The following is a 21,843-nucleotide window of genomic DNA, read 5'->3' as shown; positions in this document are numbered from 1 at the left end:
GCTTTTGTATTAATTTTTGTTGAACACAACCTTTTGCTTCGTAATAATAGAATCGTTATTGTTCAATAGTGCTAATTTCAGGCGTGCCGTTTTTAAAGTTTTGTCATCTGAAAAAAGTGCCGGAGATAAAATGTTGTTATCCTTAACCGGTTGATGTATAATATATGTAACAGAGAACGCTGATATGTTCGCATTATCGCTTTTTCAGAACTGCGGATCCGGAAATGCGGTCAGCTTATCAGTGCATACTTATCATACTGAGGTGACAGTTTTGAAGATCGGTTTTATCGGAGCCGGAAAAGTCGGCTTTACACTTGGAAAATACTTTGCCGGAAACGGAATGGAGTTATCGGGATACTGCAGTTCTTCTGAAGGATCTGCAAAGGAAGCTGCAGATTTTACCGGTTCGGTTTATTATAAAAATGCGGAGGAACTTATCGAAGCGAGTGATGTAATATTTCTTACTGTTCCTGACGGAGCAATAAAGGATGTTTATCTTTCTCTGCCCCTTCATAAACTGAAAGGAAAACAGCTTTGTCACTGCAGCGGGGCTTTGTCCTCGAAAGATGCTTTTCCCGGAATAAATGAATACGGGGCAGAGGGAACGTCGGTACATCCGCTGTTTCCTGTAAGCAGCAAATATGATTCGTATAAGGCCATCGGTGATGCATTTTTCTGCATCGAAGGCGATCGGGCGGATGAATGGAGCCGTATTCTTTCTGATATGGGCAATCCGGTTCGTATAATAGAAAGTGATATCAAGATAAAATACCACGCTGCCTGCGTGGCGGCAAGCAATCTCGTGTGCGGACTTATGGCAGAGAGTACGGAACTTCTTACGGGATGCGGCTTTTCTGAAAAAGAGGCACTTGAAGCCCTTAAACCTCTTGCAGTCAGCAATTTAAACCGAATATTAGCATCAGATCCGGTAACAGCTCTTACAGGTCCGGTGGAACGAAATGATGTTTCAACTGTAAAGAAACATCTGGATGCATTAGGTGAGGGCACTGATGCGGATATATACAGATCATTATCCCTGAAGCTTACCGAAATGGCTGAAAAACGCCACAGCGGTGCAGATTATTCTGAGATGAGATCACTGCTTAAGTAGCAGATAATAAATATAAAAAGCTTAAACTATTATCCGGTTCGGAATAGTTTAAGCTTTTCTTTTCATACATTGTATTTCTTCACTATCCTCTTAAGTTTCCTTCCGAAGGGTTCGGCGAGGAACCAGAGGAAGAGGATGTTTGATACGGCATATGATATGGTGTAGGGGATAGCTGTTGTCAGGGCGGCGAGGTATAGTTTCAGGCCGAACTTTCCGTCGTTGTACGAAAGGACTGTCCAGATATCCATTATAAATGAATAGGCTATGCCGGATATAAATCCGTATATTATGAGATTTATCCGGCTTTTTTTCAGTACCGGTGCGAGAAGGCCGGCGGTAAAGCCGATAAGTCCCCAGGCGAGCATCTGGAAGGCTGTCCACGGACCCTGACCGAAGTAGAAATTTGCAAGTATCGCTGTAAGTGCACCTACTAGAAATCCGGCTTCACCGCCGAGATAAAGCGCGGTTATTATGGTGATCGCGGAAACAGGTTTGAGGAAAGGTATGAATCTTCCTGAAAATGCAAGTGCGGTCATAACGGAAACTATTACAAGCCTCCTCGTGCCGGCGGATCTTCTTTCAAATCCTGCTGCGAAGAGCAGAAGCGAGAAGAGTGCGACTGCCAGTGAAACAAGGATATGCCGTTTCCGGTCAAATACAAATGCACCTGCAAGTACGAGAGACGGGATTATGACAAGCGGAACTGCATAGCGGATGAATTCACGGAGTCTTCTGCTCTTAATGACTGTCATGAGCATCATCCTTTCTGCCGTTGAGCGAGCATATTTCCACGGCTTCGGAAACGGTGACTATGTTTTTGTACATTTCTCTTGTCATACGGCTCACAGCAGTTGTGTAGAAACTGTTTGCCGGGAAGAATTCCTTCGGAGTGCCTTCTGAAACTATTTTTCCGTCAAAAAACATGGCACATCTGTCGGCACATTCAGCTGCGAACTCGATGTCGTGTGTGACGATGACTACGGTTACACCCTGATTTTTCAGGCGGTCAAGGATGTCCTTCATCTTTGATTTCCAGTCAGCGTCAAGGCCCTTGGTCGGTTCGTCCATAAGCAGAAGCTTTGGCTTCGCCGCAAGGATGCGTGCCAGAGCAGCAGCCTGCTGTTCTCCTCCCGAGAGATCGTAAGGGTGCCTGTCAAGCAGACCGGAAATGTCAAAAGGCAGTGAAGTGGTATCGGCTCCGCATTTTTCAAGTTCCTCACGAACTGAATCACAGAGGAAAACGTTCTGTACATCCTGCGGGAGAAGTGCGAGACATTCCCTGTAGAGCGAACGGTTTCTGTATTCCTTAAGTTTTTTCCCGAAGACTTTTATCACGCCGCTGTACGGTGAAGCAAGATCTGCGGCAAGCTTAAGAAAAGTCGTTTTGCCGCAGCCATTGCCGCCGAGAATGCAGAATATTTCGCCGGTGTTCACCTTAAAGCTTAAATCTTTCAAAACATCATCACCGTTACGGCTGTATCTGAAACGGACGTTTTTAAATTCCAGTGCAGTTTCTTTATCTGTCGTTTCATGTGCAGGAGCCGGAAGGGCGGTGATGTCTTTTTTAAAAGTCTTTTCAATGTAGTTCCGGCCTTCGCGTACAGTCAGCGGACAGTCATCCTTTCCGCCTGTCAGACCGTATACTCTCGCTGCTGCAGGAAGACCGCGCAGAACAGGCGAGTCGCCCTTTATTTCCGTAAATATCTTACGCGGCTCACCGTTAAAGATGAGTTTTCCACCATCCATTACCATTATTCTGTCGCACAGCGGATAAGTATCTTCAAGCCGGTGTTCGGCGATCAGAACTGTAAGGGAAAGCTCTTCGTTCAGACGTTTTAACGCAGTGATAAATTCCGAAGCTGCGATCGGGTCGAGCTGGGCGGTCGGTTCATCGAGAATGATGATCTCAGGTGACATTACCAGAACGGAAGCGAGATTGAGCAGCTGTTTCTGACCTCCCGAAAGATCGGCTGTATTCTTTCCGTACCAGCTGCCGATACCGAAAAATCCGGCTGTTTCAGCAGTCCTTCGTGCTATTTCTGAAGCGGGTACTCCGAGGTTTTCAAGCCCGAATGCAAGTTCGTGCCAGACCTTGTCTGTAACTATCTGCTGTTCCGGTGACTGCATTACAAATCCTATTGATGAGGCGGAGCGCCTGCCGGAACAGTCTGAGAGGGGAGCGCCGTGAAACAGTATGTTTCCGGTCATTTCTCCGTTCGGTGATATCTCCGGCTTCAGAAGACGGAGAAGAGTTGATTTACCGCTTCCGGTAGAGCCGCAGATGACAATGAATTCACCTTTGCCGATTTTAAAACTCACATCATGCACTGCCTTTGAGCTGCATTCAGGATAGGTGAAATTCAGATCTTCGACTCGGAATATTTCCATTTTATCAGAGCCTCCGTTTCTTTGAATACCGGCATCAGGACGAGCAGAAGGAATGCGGAAAGTCCGGCTTTTCCGGTGTGATCAGGATGGATACCCGATATTTCCGGATAAAAATCAAATTCAAGACTTCCGTGTGCTGCTGCGGCGATCACAGTACCCGAAAAAAATACTGTAAGGATAAGAAAAGCAGTGTCGGTAAGAGTGAATGAAAATCTTTTCAGAGCGGTTCTGCGTCCTGTACCGAATCCGCGGGCTGCCATACTGTCAGCGGTCACTATACCATTTTCCAGCGCCCATGTGGAAACGGAGGAGAAAATACGCATGCGTCCGGTAATGTCATCAATAATATTGTCGTCAGCATACAGTCCCATTGCCTTCTGGGTGTCGCTTACTTTCTGCCCCTGTCTGTTAAACAGCGGAACGTATCGTACTGCCATTGACAGCACCAGTGATATCTTCGGGGAGAGCAGCGATGTTATGTAGAGAAGCTTTTCGCTTGTCATTATCTGTGTAAACGACCGGAACATATATAATACTCCCGTAAGCATTGTTGCTGAGTTAAGGCCGTAAAGAAGTGCTTCGAGTGTTACCGGATTGTCGTTCATTACAAACAGAACAGTTTTACCGTTGTGTGAGACAAGCGGATTGGCTATTGTAAGTATCACGTATAAAATCAGAAAAAACAGGTGAGTACGGATATGATTTCTCCCGTTTCTTACAAGAAACAGAAGAACACCGGCAGTCAGTGTCAGAAAACAAATCACCGGATAGCTGCAGAACATTGCCGTACCGGTGACAGTGAAGAACCACAGAGCAATTACTGCCGGATTAAGCTCATGAAAGCGGATCATCTTCGTATACCTCATCAAGATCGTGACCGAGATCGCAGGTGTAGAGCCATTCTATTTCGTCACCGTCTGAAAGGATATACTCACCGCATCCTCGCGACGGGGTAATGCCGTTTACATGGTACACCCATCCGGACAGATCGCCGAAGTCAAATTCGTAGATGTAGTTTATTCCGGCTATGTAGGAAAGGCCGTGTGCTGAACCGGCACCGCCCTTGTTTTCCACCTGTATGTTATAAACCCTGGCCGCTTCGGTGAGCACGTCGAAAACAGTTTCTCCGTCCTCTATGTCAAATTCAGTCTTTTTAAGTATCGTTCCGTCGGCAGGAATGTGCTCATCGTCTGATTTTCCAGCTATGGTGTCGCAGCGTATCTCAAGTGTTACCGTACCGGTTGCATCCGGCTTTTCTGATGATTTTCCATTGTAGTAATCATCTTTTGAGCTGAAATCATTCAATAAAACAAAAGCGGAAACAGCGGCTGCAGCGATAATGATAAAGATAAAATTCTTTTTATTGCGTTTGCCGGCAAGGAAAAGTACGAGACATAAAACTCCGGCAGCTCCGAAAATAATAAGTACTATAAATATTTTATTATCTCTTTTGCCTGAGTCTGAAGAGCCTTCTGCGTTTTTCTTTTCGCTGTCAGTTTTGTGATCATTCTGAATATCAGAGTCTGAAGAAATGTTTTCGCTTATATCTGATGATACTGAAACAGAAGTTTCTGAGACAGCAGCCGGTGATGTAACATTTCCGGTAACATCACTTACTGAAGTCGCAGTTCCTGAAAGCGAGGTTTCTGATACGGCAGATCCTGACACGTTAGTGACAGAAACAGCTGCGATATCAGTCACATTTTCTGAAGTAACTTTTTCAGCTTCCGTGACCGGCGCCTCTGTTACAGCTTCAGTCTCTGCAGGTCTTTCCACAGATCTGCGGTTATCGAAAACATAAAGTTCGGAGCGGCCTTCGCACATTCTCTTGTAGGCTATAAGTGAGTAGAGCGCCTGAATGGTTGCAGTTTCGTTTGATGCATCACCTTTAATGTGTGAAAAACTGCCGTCATCAAGTCTGTATTCAGCGATCCCGTCAATAAGACAGTTTCCGTTTTTGATGAATCTTTCGTCGTGAACGCCGTCGATACCTATTGCCGAAAGAGCGACGAGAACCTGGGATGCACTTTCCGGATTAGGTGTTCCGAAACTCTGGTAGCCGCCGTTTTCCTGCTGCCTGGCTGAAAGAAAATCCACACCGCGGTCAACAGCATCATGAACAGACTGGTCGTTCCAGTAGTAGGGAGCAAGAGCAGCAATAGTCATGGATGTAACATCAATATCGCCGTATTCTCCGAAAAGAGCCCATCCGCCGTCGCCGTACTGCATTGAGACCAGTGTCTGTGCAGTGCCTTCAGCGGTGAAGGCTGAACATGTGTAACCGTTGTTCAGTACATTTAAGCCGTAAATATAGCTCATGATGCCCTGTGCGCCTATCGAGCTGTCGAGAATATCTTCAGTATAAGGGTCAGTACTTCCGGCTGCCGACAGAGCCAGTGCATATTTTTCCCTTGAAGTCGCTGAAGGTTCATCGTTGTTCTTAAGATAATTTTCAAGATTTGAAACGTAACGTGAAAAATCGCTGTAACCGTACTGGCTGAGCGAAATTACATACCATTCGGAATCTCTGCCTGCACCGTCAGCGAGTGCTCCGTTTATTAAACTCTGTACATCGGAAGATCCGGTCTGTCTGCACTTATAATCAACGATACCGTCGATGAGAGACTGTACCTCACCGACGGTATATTCGTAAGCACCGGCTTTAGACGGATCAGAGCAGAATATGGTCAGAACGATGACCAGAGTGCTTATGATCAGTGATAAAGTCTTATTTTTCATTTTTTCTTCTTAATGCAAATGCTGTGCATCCTGCAGCAATGAATGCGATAACTGCTGTGCTGCTGCCTTTGTCACCTGTTGCCGGTGAGCCTGATACTGCAGAAACCTTCGGAGCTGATGTTGTGGTATCTTCTCCGAAATTTTCGTGGAGAACGACTGCTATTTTGCTTACAGATGCAGTTGCTGCTGAAGTGGTTGATTCAGTCGTTGTTTCAGCGGCAGTTTCTGAGACTGAAGCAGTAACTGCCGTATTTGCAGTAACATCAGCCACAAGTACCGGCGGAACAAGTGTAAGGTTTTCTGATGAAGCGCTGATAAGAATATCTTCACCTGATTCATCGAGCTTCACCTTTACCTTGCCTGAAGCATCAGTTTTGAATTCTGTAGCTTTGCCGTTTACAGTGATAACTGCACCTTCAACAGGAACTGCAGACGGTGTCCAGTTTGCGTCGTATACTATATGTGAGAGTGTGAGTTCAAGTTCATCGCCCTGTTTTGCTTCTGCATTGCTTTTATCGAACCAGCTGTATGAATCTGAGAATTTTGCCGTGTCGGAATAAACAAATGCGTAAATGCTGCTTCCGTCCTTTACTTCATCGCCGAGTGACATAGCAGCAGTATTGTCAACGTAGTATCCGTAGTTTCCGCCGTTTTCGATACCCCAGAGTTTGTTGAGCATAAGTCCGTAAGTGCTTTCAGATGACTTGTATCCGGCTGCCGCACCGCCTGTGAAATTATCTTCGTGGGCAATGTAAAGAGCATCGTTGATGGTGAGCTTTCCGTCGCTGTCGATGTCCGTTACATTAACTTCCTTCTGAATGAGGACAGGTGAAGCGCTTTTTCCGTCTGAAACAGTTACAAGGACTTTGGTGTCCTGTTCTGCTGCACCGGCCGTAAGAACTGCTCCTGAACATGAAACAAGAGCTGCTGTCGTGATAAATGAAATCAACTTTTTCATGATATATGATCTCCTATGAATTTTATAATAAGCAAATTTTATTATAGCATTATTATCAATAAAAATCAATAGAAAAAATTGTTTAAATTGCTGTCTGTGGTAACTGAATAGATTGTCACTTTAATTAAGGTTAATTGCCTGAAAATTTTTTAAGTGAATTTAAGCAAAATACTTTATTTTTTTCTGATGCTGTGTTATAATATTCTTAATAAAACTGATCATATCACGGGACAGGTATGCTTTGAACGTTCCGTGAAAGGGATGACTTGAGGGGTTAATGCATCTTTTCAGATGCAGGTTTACTGGTGTACCAGTGTTTTATAAACAGTGAATTTTACGTACGGTCACTGTTCTTATCCGCAGCACAGGACACGATTTGTCTTTTGTCTGCAAAATCCTTAAACCCGAAAGGTCGAGTGAATATTCTATGAAAAAAGTAATAAGAATGATCGATATTGCCGAGAGCCTCAATGTCAGTGTCGTTACCGTATCAAACGCACTTAACGACAGGGAAGGCGTAAGTCCGGAACTTCGCGCAGCCATCAAAAAAACTGCCGATGATCTCGGCTACAAGTATACTGTCAATGAACGTATCACTTCAAAAATCGAAAACAGAAATATCGGTATACTTATGTCAGAGCGTTTTGTAGGCGAAAAGGGGACATTCTACTGGAGACTCTGTCAGGAAACTTCAAAGGAACTTCTTAAAAAGAATCTGTTTGCAATCAACGAAACTCTTTCAAAGGACGATGAAAAAGCAGGAATACTTCCGCGTATAATATCCGAAAACAAAGTGAGCGGACTTATAGTTCTCGGTCAGATAAAGCATTCCTATATTGATGTTCTTATCAGATGCGATATACCGCTGATATTCCTTGATTTCTACGACAAGCATTATAATGTTGATTCAGTTGTTACGGACAATTTCTACGGTATGTATCTCCTTACGGATTATCTTATTGAAAACGGACACAAAGATATAAGATTTATCGGAAGACTCAATGCGACCTCAAGTATCCAGGACCGTTATCTCGGATATGTAAAGGCACTTATGGAAAACAACATCTGCACTCAGAACAGCGACATTCCAAAGGCTATAAACGACCGTGATGACAACGGCATAACCCTTAAGGAGTTTGATCTTCCTGAAAAAATGCCGTCAGCTTTCGTGTGCAACTGTGACGAAACTGCTTTCAGACTTATATCAATACTCAGATCGAGAAATATAAACGTTCCTGATGATGTTTCAGTAGTAGGATTCGACAACTTCATCGTATCAGATGTATGTGATCCTCCTATCACAACTGTGGAAGTAAATATGAAGGCGATGGCTGAGGAAACGGTTGCTGCCATGCTTAAGAAACTTGAAAACAAGAAATACCGTGCCGGAAGAAAGATCATTCTCGGAAAAACGGTTATAAAGGAATCAGTTAAAAATCTGAAATAATTTAAGGAAACGCTGATCGGTTTCTGATGCGAAAATAGTTTTTTATACAAATTAGTGCGTGATATATTGTTAATATACAGCAAAAGACAAAATTTGTTGTTGAAAATATGGCTAAAGTATGGTATAATAAACAAGACAGGATTTATGTGTATGTGATTACGGGAAATAAACTATATGCAGAAATGAGCTGAAGCAAATAATGATATACGTTACCGGGGATACACATGGCGAACACGATATAAACAAACTCCTTGATGAAGACTGGAGCGGAGCAGACAAGCCGGGTGAAAATGATTACCTTATAATATGCGGAGATTTTGGTTTTCCGTTTCTTCCGACAGATTACTCACCGGAAATGCCTGTATCAGAGCAGGCTAAAATATCACGGTATACCTACGAATACCGTCTCAGATGGCTTGCAAAGCGCAAGTATACTATTCTGTGGGTGGACGGAAATCATGACAACCATAATTTCTGGTACAACCAGCCGGTTTCATACTGGCACGGCGGACTGGTAAACTATCATCCGCTTGCACCGAATGTAATACATCTTAAACGCGGCGAATTCTATGAAATAGACGGCTATACATTCTGGACGATGGGCGGAGCCAAATCACACGACAGGCTTATGCGTATTCCTGATGTAAGCTGGTGGGAATCTGAAATTCCTGACTACTATGAAATGAGTCACGGAATGTCGGTACTTGAAGAGCATAATTATAATGTGGATTACATTATTACGCATACTCTTCCGGCAGATCTTGAATATCCGGTGTGCAAATGCTACTATTCACCTGAACCGACCGGAATTTATCTGAATGAGATCTACAGGAGGACCAGTTTCAAATACTGGTTCTGCGGACACTATCATGAGGACATCAACAGCGAAGCTTATAAAATACGTGTTTTGTACAATGATATAGAAGCACTTGGCAATTACTGATTGCCGGGTGCTTTTTTATTACAGCTGAATTTGGTAATATGGTACTAAAAAATCACCTTGACAGCATAAATTTTATAAGCTATAATAAAAGCTGAAATATTGTGTAAAGGAACCACGCCGTTTTGTTTCTGACAGACTTTAATGACGGCGGAGATTTCAGATCATCGAAATCGTTTTCACTCATGCGGTATCAGAAAACGTATTTATGAAGGAGGAACTGATTTATGAAAAAACTGCATTCCCTGCTTACGGCTTCTGCAGTTGCTGTTACAGCTGTTTTTGCTTCGGCAGTGAACCTGAAACCTGACAGCGTATACGCTGCCGGTCAGGTAAACATTATGCCGATAGGTGACTCGATCACTTTTGGCCTCGGCGAAAACGGAGGCTATAGAAAATATCTCGACTATTCACTGCGCCAGAAGGGCATTTCATTTGACATGGTAGGACCTGAGGGTCAGAATTCCGCAAGTTTTAAGTATAACGGTCAGAACGTTAATTACGATAATAACCATGCCGGATACAGCGGATTTACCATTAAGCAGCAGTATCCGATACCAAGCTGGGGCGAAAACGGTCTTCTTGAAAGACTTAAGAGCAAGGACGCTGTAAAGAAGGCAAATCCGGACATTGTACTTCTTATAATCGGCACAAATGATATGACTGCCAACAGAAACTTAAACGACTGTGAAAAAGACCTTCACACTCTCATCGACTATATTCTCGGTGATATGTCTGAAGACGGTGTTATCTTCATGGGATCTATCCCTGAATTCACAGCATACGGCGGCAATGCACAGCGTGTTGCGAATTACAATAACACAGTAAAGAAGGTCGCAGAATCATACGGTGACAACGTGCAGTTCGCTGACGTTCACGGTTCACTTAACGGAATGGCGGACATGTCTTCCGATAACCTTCATCCGAGCGGTGCCGGTTATGAGAAAATGGGTAAGTTCTGGTCTGAGGTTATTTCTGAATATCTTGAAGGAGCTTCCGGTACACCAGAAGAACCGGAAGAACCTCTTGGAGAAAACGAACTTCTCCGCTGCGGTTTTGAAAACGGACTTTCAGGATGGACTGCACGCGGCGGAGCGGGTGTATCAGCATCAAAGGCTGAATACGACAGGGGAGCAAAGTCAGCAGCCGTTACCGGACGTACAGCTGCATGGAATGGTATTTCATACGACATAAGCAGTCTCTGTCCTGCAGGAAGCACGATCAATGTTTCCTCGAGAATAAAGCAGAATTCAGGCGGCAAGGTAAAATTCAAGCTTTCAGTTCAGTACGGTTCCGGAAACAGTGCGGAATACGATACATTTGCAGAAGGCGATATCGCTTCAGGTGAATGGACAGAGCTTTCAGCTGAAGGCTACACAGTCAAGGACGGAACCAATCCTGTTTTCTACATTGAAACAGATACTGACACATGTGATTTCTACGTTGACAATATCGTTATCTCAAAGGGAAAAGCAGCAGCTCCGTCGCCTTCTCCTTCTGCCTCACCGTCTCCGTCAGACAGTAAGATAAAAGGCGATATCGACGGAAACAGGGCTGTAAACAGCATCGATCTTAAGATGCTTCTTGACTACATGCTCGGAACAAAAGATTCACTTGATAATTCCGGTGCAGCTGATCTTGACGATGATAAAAAGATAACTATAAAGGATCTTTCACTGCTCAAATCACATATCATTGATCCTTCAGCAGTGTCTGTTCCGACGTCTGAACCGACAGCCGCTCATGATACTGCATATATGTCAAAGATTCGTGATCAGATAACAACAAGCGTTCCTTCATCTGCAATGGGCAAGGCTGAGGGTAAGCTTGAACACATATCATATTTCTCAAAAAAGGCCGGACATGACAAGAACGCAAACGTATGGCTCCCGCCGGGATATGACGAGAGTAAAAAGTATCCTGTATTCTATGTGAACCACGGCTACGGCGGAAATGAATCCACAATGGTAAACGGTATGGGAATACTGGAAATTGCCACAAGCCTTATAAAGAGCGGGGAAGCAGAGCCGATGATCATCGTATTCACGCATCAGTATACTGACCCTAAAGGCAATAAGGAAAGCGGCAACGGGGCTGCCGATGTGCCTTATTACGATGCATTCGTTGAAGATTTTCCTGACAGCCTTATGCCGTATATTGAATCACATTACTCAGTTGCCACAGGACGTGAGAATACCGCAGTGGCAGGTTTCTCAATGGGCGGCAGAGAGTCACTCTACATCGGAATGAAGTGCTGTGACAAGGTAGGATATATCGGTGCCGGCGCTCCTGCACCGGGTATTTTCCCGACAAAGGATCAGTTCATGGATCATCCGGGAGTTATGAGCAAGGATGACATGCGTATCGACGCACCGTATGAACCATACGTTCTCATGATCGCAGGCGGTACAGACGACGACATGGTAGGAACATATCCTAAGCAGTACAGTGACCTGTTTACTGCACACGGAACAGAAAACATCTTTATCTCAGTTCCGGGCGGCGGTCACGACAACAAAACAGTAACACCGCTCATGTACAATTTCATCCGCTGCCTTTTCAAGGCATGATAAGCTCCTTAGGAATCATAAAATAAGCAATTACTAAAAAAGCAGCATGACTTAAACCATAAAATGGATAAGTCATGCTGCTCGTATTTATATAAGTTATCTCCTGATATTCTTATCAGCAGGCGTTAGCCTTTGCTGCTACAAGGTTCTGAACTGCGTCATAGATCTTGTGAGCTATGTACGGGTTGTTCATTGTGTAAAGATGGATACCGTCAACGCCTTCTGCAATAAGGTCAGTGATCTGGTCTACTGCGTATGCGATACCCGCGTCACGGAGAGCGATGTCGTTATCTTCGTATCTTTCGAGGACACGGATGAACTTCTTAGGAAGCTCAACACCGCACATCTTTACCATTCTTTCGATCTGTTTTTTATTTGTTACAGGCATGATGCCGGCTTCGATCGGTACGTTTATACCGGCGATGCGTGCCTTTTCAAGAAAGCTGAAGAAATATTCATTATCAAGGAAAAGCTGTGAGATAAGATGATCTGCGCCGCAGTCTACTTTGTGTCTGAGCCACTTAAGATCATCAACAGCTCCCATACTCTCCGGATGAACTTCCGGATAGCATGCAGCAAGAATGTTTAAGTCGTAGTTGTCCTGAATAAATGTGATGAGGTCATCAGCATGTGTGAAGTCTCCCGGTGAAACAGTTCCTTCAGGAATATCGCCTCTGAGAGCGAGTACGTTTTCAATGCCGTGTGCGACCATGTTGTCGAGTATTGACGCAGCCTGATCCTTGGTAAGATTTATGCAAGGCATGTGGGCAATGCTTTCCACATGGTATTTGTTTTTGATGTCTGATGCTATCTGGATCGTTTTCGCGCCGTTTTTGCCGCCGCCTGCTCCGTATGTTACACTTATGAAGTCAGGGGAGATGTCTGTAAGCTGGTCGAGAGTGTTGTAGATAACGCTCTCGTCAGCATCAGGCTTCGGCGGGAATATTTCAAGTGAGAATACAGTCTTGGTTTTGAATATATCAGCAGTTTTCATTTTTTATTTTCTTACCTCTGATGCTGCCGCCACAAGGTTCTTAAGACTTGGGACAGTTTCAGCATTTCCTCTCGTTTTAAGTCCGCAGTCAGGATTTATCCAGAGCTTTTCAGCCGGGATTCGTTCCTTCATTTTTCTGACTGCTTCAATGATTTCTTCCTTTGAAGGAACTCTTGGTGAATGAATATCATATACGCCAGGACCAACTTCAGTACGGAAGTTGTTTTCCTTGAGTACGTCAAGTATAGTAAGATCTGATCTTGATGCTTCGAATGTAATAACGTCAGCATCCATGTCGTCGATCTCTTTGATTATATCAGCGAATTCGCTGTAGCACATATGTGTGTGGATCTGTGTTTCAGGTCTGCAGCCGCTGTGAACATAACGGAATGCAGGAATTGCCCAGTCAAGGTAATCTTCCTTCCAGTCTGATTTACGAAGCGGAAGCTTTTCACGGAGAGCAGCTTCATCTACCTGAATAATGCTTATACCGTTTGCTTCGAGGTCAAGAACCTCTTCGCGGATGGCAAGAGCGATCTGGAAAGCACTTTCCTTAAGTGTTATATCTTCACGCGGGAAAGACCAGTTGAGAATTGTAACAGGACCTGTGAGCATACCCTTCATCGGCTTCTCTGTAAGGCTCTGTGCATATACAGACCATCTTACTGTCATAGGCTTTGCTCTTGAAATGTCACCCCATACAACAGGAGGCTTAACGCATCTTGTACCGTATGACTGTACCCATGCCTTTTCTGTGAAGATGTATCCGTCAAGGCATTCGCCGAAGTACTCGACCATGTCGTTGCGTTCGAATTCGCCGTGAACGAGTACGTCGAGTCCGATCTCTTCCTGTAAAGCAACGCATTCAGCGATCTTCTGTTCGATGAACTTTTCGTAGTTTTCTGCGGAGAGTTCGCCGGTTCTGAACTGCTTACGTGCTGACTTTACTTCAGCTGTCTGCGGGAATGAACCGATCGTTGTAGTAGGGAAGAGCGGAAGCTTAAAACGTTCCTTCTGGATCTTTTCACGTTCTGCAAATGCAGGGAGTCTTACGAAATCCTTTTCTGTAAGAGCTGCCACCTTGTCTTTTACAGCCTGGTTGCTTCCTTCTCTTGTTTCTGCGTGAAGAGCAGCATTTTTTTTGAATTCTTCTGTGTTTTCAGGAGCGGCAGAAGAAACGATAACTTTAAGTTCAGCAAGTTCGCCGAGCTTTTCTTCTGCGTATGAGAAGTGCTTCTTAACGTTTTCTGCAAGCTTTGTTTCATTTGCAAGAGTGCATGGAACGTGGAGAAGTGAGCATGATGTGCTGATCACGATCACAGAAGCATATTTCTTAAGTGTATTTAAAATATTTAATGTCTTTGCGTAGTTGTTGCGCCAGATGTTTTTTACCGTTTACGACGCCTGCAAAAAGAACCTTGTCCTTCGGGAAACCGTTCTTTTCAACGAGTTCGAGTGATTTCTTCCCTTCATAGAAGTCAAGACCGATACCGTCGAAATCAAGTCCGCAGAGTTCATTGCAGCAGTCACGGACATCACCGAAATATGTCTGAGCGATTACTTTAACTGAACCCTTGTGTGCAAGAATCTCTTTGTAAAGATCTGTAAAGAGCTTAATGTCTTCGGCTGTGAGGTCCTTTACAAGTGAAGGTTCGTCAAACTGGATCCATTCTGCGCCGAGTTCAGCAAACTTCTTAAGAAGGTCTGAGTAAGCCTTTGCAGTTTCCTTAACGAAATCCGCAGCTTTCTTTGTACCCTTGTATCTTGCGAGCTTAAGGAAGGTGAAAGCACCGATAACAACCGGCTTTGTCTTTACACCTGCGTCAAGAGCTTCCTTGAAGAGATCGAAAGGCTTTGTACCGTTAAGCTTTATTTCAGTGCTGTCATCGATCTCGGCTACCATGTAGTGATAGTTTGTGTTGTACCACTTCTTCATTGCAAGAGCCTTAACGTCGCCCTTGTCGCCCTGATATCCTCTTGCTGCTGCGAAGTATGTGTCAAGTGAAGAAAGACCGAGTGTTGTATATCTTTCAGGAACAGCGTTTAAAAGGAAAGCCGTGTCAAGAATTCCGTCGTAGTAAGAGAAGTCATTTGACGGGATGAAATCGAGACCGCTTTTTTTCTGTAACTGAAGATTATAGCTTCTTATTTCCTTAGCTGTCTTTTCAAGTTCAGCAGCTGTGATCTCGCCGCGGAAATATTTTTCGCTTGCGAATTTGAGTTCGCGAAGGCAGCCGATTCTTGGGTATCCGATTATTGAAGTTTTCATTTCACATTTTCCTCCGTGTATGATAATAGGGGGAGCACTGATTTATTTATAAATCAGTGTGGGGGAACGGGGCGAAGCCCCGCATTCTCTCCCACCGCAGATCCGGCGAAGCCGGATCTGCGACTTGATCATTTTAATTCGTTTTTAGCGCGCGTTTCAATGATCTTATTATATCATACAGTTTCAGTAATGTGTTAATATCAAAAAAGTATCCGGTACCATAGCTAAAAGCTATGACAGGATCAGTTCGTCTGATAGTGCTTTTCGATATAGTTCTTCAGGTGCTCAAGATATCTTGCCGTAAGTTCATTCATAGGCCTGTCAGTTGTGATGATGTATCCGATCTCCATATGTTCATTGCTTTCAAGCGGTATCGAAACAATGTTCTTTCCGTTCAGATCGGAACTTAATATACCGGACGATATGGTGTATCCGTTAAGTCCTATAAGCAGATTGAACAGTGTTGCTCTGTCCGAGACAACAATATTTTTCGGGCTTTCCGCAGTGATATGAAGTTCTTCCGCAAAGTAGAATGAGTTTTTCACTCCCTGGTCATATGTAAGACGGGGATATTCCTTCAGGTCATCAAGCGTAACGCTTTTTCTGCCTACAAGAGGGTTTTTCCTGCTTACAAATACATGCGGTTTTGCAGTGAACAGGGGTACAAACTGAATTTCTTCCGTCTGGAGAATGTGCTTAATAACTTCGTGATTGAATCCGCTGAGATAAAGAACACCGATGTCACTTCTGTGAGTACGTACATCTTCTATGATCTCGGCTGTCTTAAGTTCACGAAGCGAGAATTCGTATTTGTCCCGTCCGTATTCACGTACCAGCTCAACAAATGCATTGACAACAAATGCATAGTGCTGCGATGAAACAGCAAAAGCTCTGTTAGGCGGGGGAGAAGACTTGTATTCGCTTTCCAGAAGTTCCGTCTGTTCGATTATCTGTCTTGCGTACGAAAGAAATTTCGTACCGTCTTCCGAAAGATAAACGCCTCTGTTGCTTCTGTTGAATATCGTTATTCCCATTTCCTTTTCAAGTTCCGCAACCGATTTTGACAGACTCGGCTGTGCAATAAACAGCCGCTGCGCTGCTGTTGTGATCGAACCAGTTTCGGCGATAGTTATAACATATTTAAGCTGTTGTAGGGTCATATCATTCCTCCCTTGCAAATTTATATTATAACATATATGCGGCAGTTTTTCAATAAATAATTGTCACAAAATAAATGAATGTTGATAAATGTTGATGAAGTCTTGTGCAATGACGTATCGTTTTTTGTTTCAGCAGTTTCAAAGTATAATAAAAAACCGGGCGGAAATTCGCCCGGTTTAAAGATATTACCGACATGAATACATTATACTCAGTGTATTCGTGATCATTTATCTGTATCGTAGGTGCTGACAAGTTTGAAAACAGCCGGGTCAGTATACATTACCTGAAGTAGGTAGCATTCGTTTTCACCTGTTTCAATGACATATGCAGCCCTTAGCGGGTTACCCTTACCTGTAGTGTAATCGATGCGGTACGCTTTTTTACCCATCATCCAGGTTGTTTTGCTTTCTAATATCTCAAAACCTAATTCTTTTGAGGCTTCAACAGAATCATATACTTGATTGGCCATATCCATTGCCGATTCGTCAGGGCATTTGTTCATTGTAAACATCTGTGTTTCATCATGACTACCGAATCTGAGATACTCAGTTCCGTTTAATTCGTATTTTGATTTATAATCCCAGTCTACGGGAATATCAATAAATCCAAAGTTTTCTTCACCGACTCTTACTCGTTCGCCAAGTAATTCAAGCATTTTCAGTGTTTCTTCTGAATCGGTTACTTCCACTACGTTTCCGTCTTCCTGTATGACCGTGAATTTTACTCCGTTTCCATCAGATACTGGAGCCATAGTCTCAGCCACACCGCTCATTAACCCGGATTTATCTTCAAGTGTAACAGTTATTTCAGTTATATCCGGTGTGGTTGTTTCTTCTGAAGTGGTTACTGTGGTTTCCGGAACAGTAGTTTCTGATTCCGGTGCTTCTGTTACTGATTCCTCAGTCGTTTCTGAAACTGCAGTAGTTTCATCCGTTTTTTCTGCGGTCTCATTACCGCTTTTCTGTTCAGCCGAACATCCGGCAAGACAAACTGTAATAATCAAAGCCATAAGGCCTGCAAGTGTCTTTTTATTCATTTAATACCTCTCCGTTTATTATTCATGTGTGTTCATAATATATGCTGTGTTTAAAGCATAAGGTTTGTAAAACATTTTACCATTTTTCTGATTGCTTGTCAAATTAATTGTTGCTGAATTTGATTTGGACTTTAAGAAAATGGTTTCCGGCTAAAAGGTTGACAAAGCGCGCTGAATATTATACAATAATTATATATATTTGTTGCAATTGCATAATCACGTAAACGACAGAATGCAGGGGACGGGGAATAAAGCAGGTCTCCGGTATTTTCATTGTTGATGTGATTTTATGATATAAGGAGATGCATGAAATGTATGAAAACAATGAAAACATATTAAATGTTTCCGAAAGTACGGAATCCACCGGAAACGATGTGTTTGCGCAGGTTTCACGTACACTTGCCGGCCGTTATGAGGTTATTTACTACGTTGACACGGTTACAAACGAATATCAGGTCTACAGTGCAAGTAAGGAATTTACGGAGCTTGGTATGACCAGTTTCGGATCAGATTTCTTTTCCGATCTGAAAAAAGATGTAAAAAGGTTTATCCATCCGGAAGACAGAAATGTAGTATTAAAAACTCTTGAGAAGAGCAGCCTTCTTGAAAGTATCAGAGAAAGCGGTATTCTTTCGCTTTCGTACCGTCAGATCCTTGAAGGAAGACAGCAGTACGTCGGTCTGCTTTGTATGTCTGCACATGGTGACAGCAGTCATATTGTTATTGGTGTCGCCAATACCGATGCCGAGATGAAGCTGAAAAAAAACTATCGAAGAGGAGAGCAAAAAATTCAGCGATATTGCGACAGCACTGGCTTCAAGGTATGAAGTTGTTTATAAAATCGATACTGAGACCGGTGAATATACCGAATACAGTACATCGGACAAGTACAGGTGGGCTGAGAGCGGACAGAGCGGAACGGATTTCTTCAGTGATACGCAGAGAAATATTCATACTAGCGTCTACAGCGAAGATATTCCGATGGTCGAGGAGAATTTAAGCAGGAATACTCTGCTGAAGAACCTTAGAGCATTCGGCAAGCTTACTCTGACCTATCGCCTTATGGTCGACGGCGTACCGCGATACGTATCACTTTATGCAGTAAGTCCTGATGATGAAGCGAAGCAGATTATCATTTCAGTTGCGAATGTAGATGATGCCAAACGTGAGATGTACGACGTTACCCACGACATGATGACAGGCCTGTTCACGCGCGAATACCTTTTTACAAGGATCACGGAAAGACTGAGCAACGATAAGGAAACACCGTATTATATTCTGTATCTCGATGTAAAGAATTTTCAGGTGGTAAACGATATTTTCGGTACGGAATTCGGTAATCAGGCTATAAAGTCCATTGCTGACTGGATAAGGGAAAGCTTTTTCCGGCAGATGCATACACGGCAGACTTATCGGAGCGGCATTCGGCGTGCTTGTCCCGAAGGATGAATGGGATCCTGTAAAAGTCGAGGAAGGTCTTTCAAAGTTAATGATCAAAAATCAGCATGCTGAATATCATGTGCTTATTCATACAGGTGTCTATGAGATCGATGGTTCCGAAAAAGATGTTTCAGTTATGTTCGACAGGGCGCTGCTTTCGATCTCCACTATTTCAGATGAATTCAATGTTCATATAGCATATTACGATTCAAAGATCCGTGAACAGCTTATGTGGGATCAGAAAAATATCCTCACAGCTTGCTGATGCAATAGAGACAAGACAGCTTTGTCCTTACCTTCAGCCTATAGCCGACAGGAACGGAAAAATAGTAGGTGCTGAGGCGCTGGCAAGATGGGAGCATCCTGAGTACGGATTTCTGCCGCCGTTTAAGTTCATACCGGTATTTGAACGCAACGGCATGATCGTCGAGGTTGACAAGCATATGTGGCGCTGTGCCTGTGAGACACTTGCCCGCTGGAAAAAGCTTGGTGCCGGTATGTTTATATCTGTAAATATTTCTCCGAAGGATTTCTACTTTACAGATGTCCTTGCGGATATGAAGAGTCTTGTAAAGGAATATGACATCGATCCTTCAAAGTTAAGAATAGAAATAACTGAAACAGTAATGATGAACGATGCCGACAACCGGATGGGCATACTTGATAAATTCCGGTGCGCAGGATTCATAGTTGAGATGGACGACTTCGGAAGCGGCTATTCATCGCTTAACATGCTTAAGGATATGCCGGTCGATGTTCTTAAGATCGACATGAAATTCCTCGGAAAGAGCAGCAATGCCGAACGTGCAAGGATAATTGTTCACAATGTCATTTCGCTTACAAAGGAACTCGGCATCGTCGCACTTACCGAAGGCGTCGAGACCCAGCCGCAGCACCAGATCCTAACTGACATGGGATGTACTCTTTTTCAGGGGTACTATTTTGCAAAACCAATGCCGGTAAAGGAGTTCGAAACTTTTGCAGGCCTTGAAACAGCGGGATCAGATGATAAATAATCCTGATACTAAAAAAGAAGAACAACTCAGCATATCATTCTGATATAATCCCCTTAGAGTAGAAACACGAAATAACAAAAATCGTGTATACACTAAGGGGGTTATTTATATATGAAGTCACGATACAGGTTATGAATCTTTCTGACCCGTACCGTGAAGTTTTCTGGATGAGAACATTCGGGAATCTTTCTTTTAAGGAGATAGGAAATATTCATAAAAAGACTGAAAGCTGGGCCAGAGTCACATACCACAGAGCGAGACTGATGCTGAAAGAAGGTTACAAAGATGAAGTATAAATGTGAAATGATAAGAGATCTGCTTCCGCTTTATATTGATGAAGTCTGCAGTGATGAGAGCAGAAAAATCGTTGAGGATCATATAAAAGAATGTCCGGAGTGTGCTTCATTAACGGATTCTATGCGTAATGATGAAGCAGTAAATGGGGCGGAAGATTATGAATCGGCACAGGTGAGATCTCTTAGAAATGTCAGAAAAAAAACAGAAGAAAAATCTGTGTATACTTATCACTGCCGTAATAATAATTGGTCTTCTGCCGTTTTTACTCACTTTGATGGCATTCGGAGGGGTGATATATGATGCGGCGATAAAGAAGCCGTCGGTGTGCACAGATATTTCAAAATACAGTTACTGCCTTGATAAAGAAAAAGACGGACAGTATTTTCTGAACGAATCTAACAGAAGAATTTTCCCTGAGAAAATAAAGGTCGGGATGACAGTAACAGATTTTCAGTATGTAAACTATAATCCGTGGGATCCTCAGATAATTACGTATCTTACAGTGAAATACAGTGATGAGGACTATAAAACAGAACTTAAGCGTTTATCGGATATCGGAAACGAGAAGTATGAAGGTATCTATGATGTTACAGGAGAACCGCCGGGATATGACCTGATCGCTATGGATGCCGATGAGTATTATGGATTTGTATATGCTCTGAAACCGGAAAACGAGGATAATACTGTTACATATTCTGCTGTTATGTTCTGCAACTATTTTCTTGATGTGGATATTGATAATTATATGCCGGAAGAATATCAGCTTGAAGGATTTGACGCAGGCGAAAATAATCCTTATCGTAAGAAAATGATGAGTGCAGCACATTAAAATGCCGCCGCAATGGCATCACGTTTCAGCTTATGACTGTTTTTTGAATACTTGTTTTTGTTAATCAGAATGTGGTATAATTTTAAAGAATGATATATAAGAACAATGTTGCAGGAACAAGCGCAAACGGTAGTTTTTTCCGGAAAAATCAAAGACATATTTCCGGCTGTCTGCCGGATTGCTGTATAAAGGAGGAATGAGCATGCTGAATATCTATTTTGGGAACATGCCGGATGCAGTTTATAATACCAGTGTGTATTTTAAAAATACATATAAAGATGAATGGATCACCGATGAATTATCGGTTAAAATGATAAAGAGCGTAGACCGTTCGGAAGTAATTGATGCAAAAACTATCAAAAGTCCGGTTTTCGGGCTGATCTCACCTGTAAAACTGTCCGGCGGCGTCAAGACTCTTATACTTATAGCCAACGATCCAAAATATGTTTTTAATGCTTCAAACTGCGGAGATAACTGTGCACGATGGATACTTGAAATAGCGAAGCATAAAGATATTACGATTAATTTACGTCATATTATGGATTTCGGCAGCAGAAAATTCAAGGCAAAAATACTTAACAGCGGAGAAACAGTAGACAATATGGCTGATCTGATATTCAAAGCTCATCAGTATGTGTAGGAGAAAAC

At 43.1% G+C, this 21,843-nt stretch carries 19 protein-coding genes and 2 pseudogenes; 12 read left to right on the top strand and 9 right to left on the bottom strand.

Features of this window, described 5'->3' with window-relative positions; genetic code table 11:
- The first annotated feature begins 184 nt into the window (after positions 1–184).
- Positions 185–1,111: a Rossmann-like and DUF2520 domain-containing protein gene (locus tag CC97_RS02165; RefSeq protein WP_081849943.1), complete on the top strand. Its 927-nt coding sequence runs from the start codon at positions 185–187 to the stop codon at positions 1,109–1,111.
- Between the two features lie 62 nt (positions 1,112–1,173).
- Here the strand turns inward: CC97_RS02165 and CC97_RS02160 are convergent, their stop codons facing one another.
- The 5 genes from CC97_RS02160 to CC97_RS02140 are packed head-to-tail and all read right to left on the bottom strand — an operon-like array spanning position 1,174 to position 7,196.
- Complete coding sequence (locus tag CC97_RS02160; protein ID WP_049962628.1) at positions 1,174–1,863, bottom strand: ECF transporter S component; 690 nt, start codon at positions 1,861–1,863, stop codon at positions 1,174–1,176.
- The gene (locus CC97_RS02155) at positions 1,850–3,499 is read right to left on the bottom strand and encodes an ABC transporter ATP-binding protein (protein WP_044973523.1); all 1,650 of its coding nucleotides are present in this window, start codon (positions 3,497–3,499) and stop codon (positions 1,850–1,852) included. Before CC97_RS02155 ends, CC97_RS02160 begins: the two co-directional genes overlap by 14 nt.
- Complete coding sequence (locus CC97_RS02150) at positions 3,472–4,350, bottom strand: energy-coupling factor transporter transmembrane component T (RefSeq protein WP_044973522.1); 879 nt, start codon at positions 4,348–4,350, stop codon at positions 3,472–3,474. The genes CC97_RS02155 and CC97_RS02150 overlap by 28 nt, the downstream gene beginning before the upstream one ends.
- Positions 4,334–6,238: a DUF4430 domain-containing protein gene (locus CC97_RS02145; protein ID WP_044973521.1), complete on the bottom strand. Its 1,905-nt coding sequence runs from the start codon at positions 6,236–6,238 to the stop codon at positions 4,334–4,336. Before CC97_RS02145 ends, CC97_RS02150 begins: the two co-directional genes overlap by 17 nt.
- Positions 6,228–7,196 (bottom strand): hypothetical protein, encoded by a 969-nt coding sequence (locus CC97_RS02140; protein ID WP_044973520.1) that lies wholly within the window; start codon positions 7,194–7,196, stop codon positions 6,228–6,230. Before CC97_RS02140 ends, CC97_RS02145 begins: the two co-directional genes overlap by 11 nt.
- 427 nt (positions 7,197–7,623) lie before the next feature.
- On the opposite strand from CC97_RS02140, the gene CC97_RS02135 reads away from it, so the two are divergent.
- The 3 genes from CC97_RS02135 (at position 7,624) to CC97_RS18470 (ending at position 12,153) form a co-directional block, all read left to right on the top strand.
- Positions 7,624–8,643 carry a LacI family DNA-binding transcriptional regulator gene (locus tag CC97_RS02135; protein WP_044973519.1) on the top strand — a complete coding sequence of 340 codons (1,020 nt, stop codon included), beginning with the start codon at positions 7,624–7,626 and terminating at the stop codon, positions 8,641–8,643.
- 199 nt (positions 8,644–8,842) lie between these two features.
- Positions 8,843–9,586, top strand: coding sequence for a metallophosphoesterase (locus CC97_RS02130; protein ID WP_044973518.1), 744 nt, complete (start codon positions 8,843–8,845; stop codon positions 9,584–9,586).
- 224 nt (positions 9,587–9,810) lie between these two features.
- Entirely contained in the window at positions 9,811–12,153 is a 2,343-nt protein-coding gene (locus tag CC97_RS18470) for a GDSL-type esterase/lipase family protein (RefSeq protein ID WP_049962627.1), read from the top strand.
- A gap of 115 nt (positions 12,154–12,268) precedes the next feature.
- On the opposite strand, the gene metF is transcribed toward CC97_RS18470, so the two are convergent.
- The 4 genes and pseudogenes from metF to CC97_RS02105 form a co-directional block, all read right to left on the bottom strand.
- Positions 12,269–13,147, bottom strand: a complete 879-nt coding sequence (metF, locus tag CC97_RS02120; protein ID WP_044973517.1) for a methylenetetrahydrofolate reductase [NAD(P)H] — start codon at positions 13,145–13,147, stop codon at positions 12,269–12,271.
- 3 nt (positions 13,148–13,150) lie between these two features.
- Positions 13,151–15,416 (bottom strand): annotated as a pseudogene (gene metE / locus CC97_RS02115) (5-methyltetrahydropteroyltriglutamate--homocysteine S-methyltransferase).
- A gap of 242 nt (positions 15,417–15,658) precedes the next feature.
- Complete coding sequence (locus CC97_RS02110) at positions 15,659–16,576, bottom strand: LysR family transcriptional regulator (RefSeq protein ID WP_044973516.1); 918 nt, start codon at positions 16,574–16,576, stop codon at positions 15,659–15,661.
- 224 nt (positions 16,577–16,800) lie between these two features.
- A complete protein-coding gene (locus CC97_RS02105) occupies positions 16,801–17,613 on the bottom strand; it encodes a hypothetical protein (protein WP_044973515.1) in 813 nt (270 codons plus the stop codon).
- 311 nt (positions 17,614–17,924) lie between these two features.
- On the opposite strand from CC97_RS02105, the gene CC97_RS02100 reads away from it, so the two are divergent.
- From CC97_RS02100 to CC97_RS02075, 8 genes and pseudogenes are all read left to right on the top strand, one after another.
- Entirely contained in the window at positions 17,925–18,440 is a 516-nt protein-coding gene (locus CC97_RS02100; RefSeq protein WP_044973514.1) for a hypothetical protein, read from the top strand.
- A gap of 154 nt (positions 18,441–18,594) precedes the next feature.
- Positions 18,595–19,062 (top strand): diguanylate cyclase, encoded by a 468-nt coding sequence (locus CC97_RS18465; protein WP_049962626.1) that lies wholly within the window; start codon positions 18,595–18,597, stop codon positions 19,060–19,062.
- Positions 19,043–19,318, top strand: a complete 276-nt coding sequence (locus CC97_RS18460) for a hypothetical protein (RefSeq protein WP_049962625.1) — start codon at positions 19,043–19,045, stop codon at positions 19,316–19,318. Before CC97_RS18465 ends, CC97_RS18460 begins: the two co-directional genes overlap by 20 nt.
- Positions 19,272–20,069, top strand: coding sequence for an EAL domain-containing protein (locus CC97_RS18455; RefSeq protein WP_049962624.1), 798 nt, complete (start codon positions 19,272–19,274; stop codon positions 20,067–20,069). The genes CC97_RS18460 and CC97_RS18455 overlap by 47 nt, the downstream gene beginning before the upstream one ends.
- A 137-nt stretch (positions 20,070–20,206) precedes the next feature.
- Positions 20,207–20,365 (top strand): annotated as a pseudogene (locus tag CC97_RS19430) (sigma factor-like helix-turn-helix DNA-binding protein); the annotation flags it as partial.
- Positions 20,355–20,666: a zf-HC2 domain-containing protein gene (locus CC97_RS21250; RefSeq protein WP_044973513.1), complete on the top strand. Its 312-nt coding sequence runs from the start codon at positions 20,355–20,357 to the stop codon at positions 20,664–20,666. The pseudogene CC97_RS19430 and the gene CC97_RS21250, both read left to right, overlap by 11 nt.
- The gene (locus CC97_RS02080; protein WP_197021818.1) at positions 20,554–21,195 is read left to right on the top strand and encodes a hypothetical protein; all 642 of its coding nucleotides are present in this window, start codon (positions 20,554–20,556) and stop codon (positions 21,193–21,195) included. The genes CC97_RS21250 and CC97_RS02080 overlap by 113 nt, the downstream gene beginning before the upstream one ends.
- Before the next feature lie 202 nt (positions 21,196–21,397).
- Entirely contained in the window at positions 21,398–21,835 is a 438-nt protein-coding gene (locus CC97_RS02075; protein WP_044973512.1) for a DUF4869 domain-containing protein, read from the top strand.
- Positions 21,836–21,843 lie beyond the last annotated feature (8 nt).

This window comes from Ruminococcus sp. HUN007, from assembly GCF_000712055.1.
Taxonomy (GTDB): domain Bacteria; phylum Bacillota; class Clostridia; order Oscillospirales; family Ruminococcaceae; genus HUN007.
This window is presented reverse-complemented; position numbering and strand designations above follow the sequence as displayed.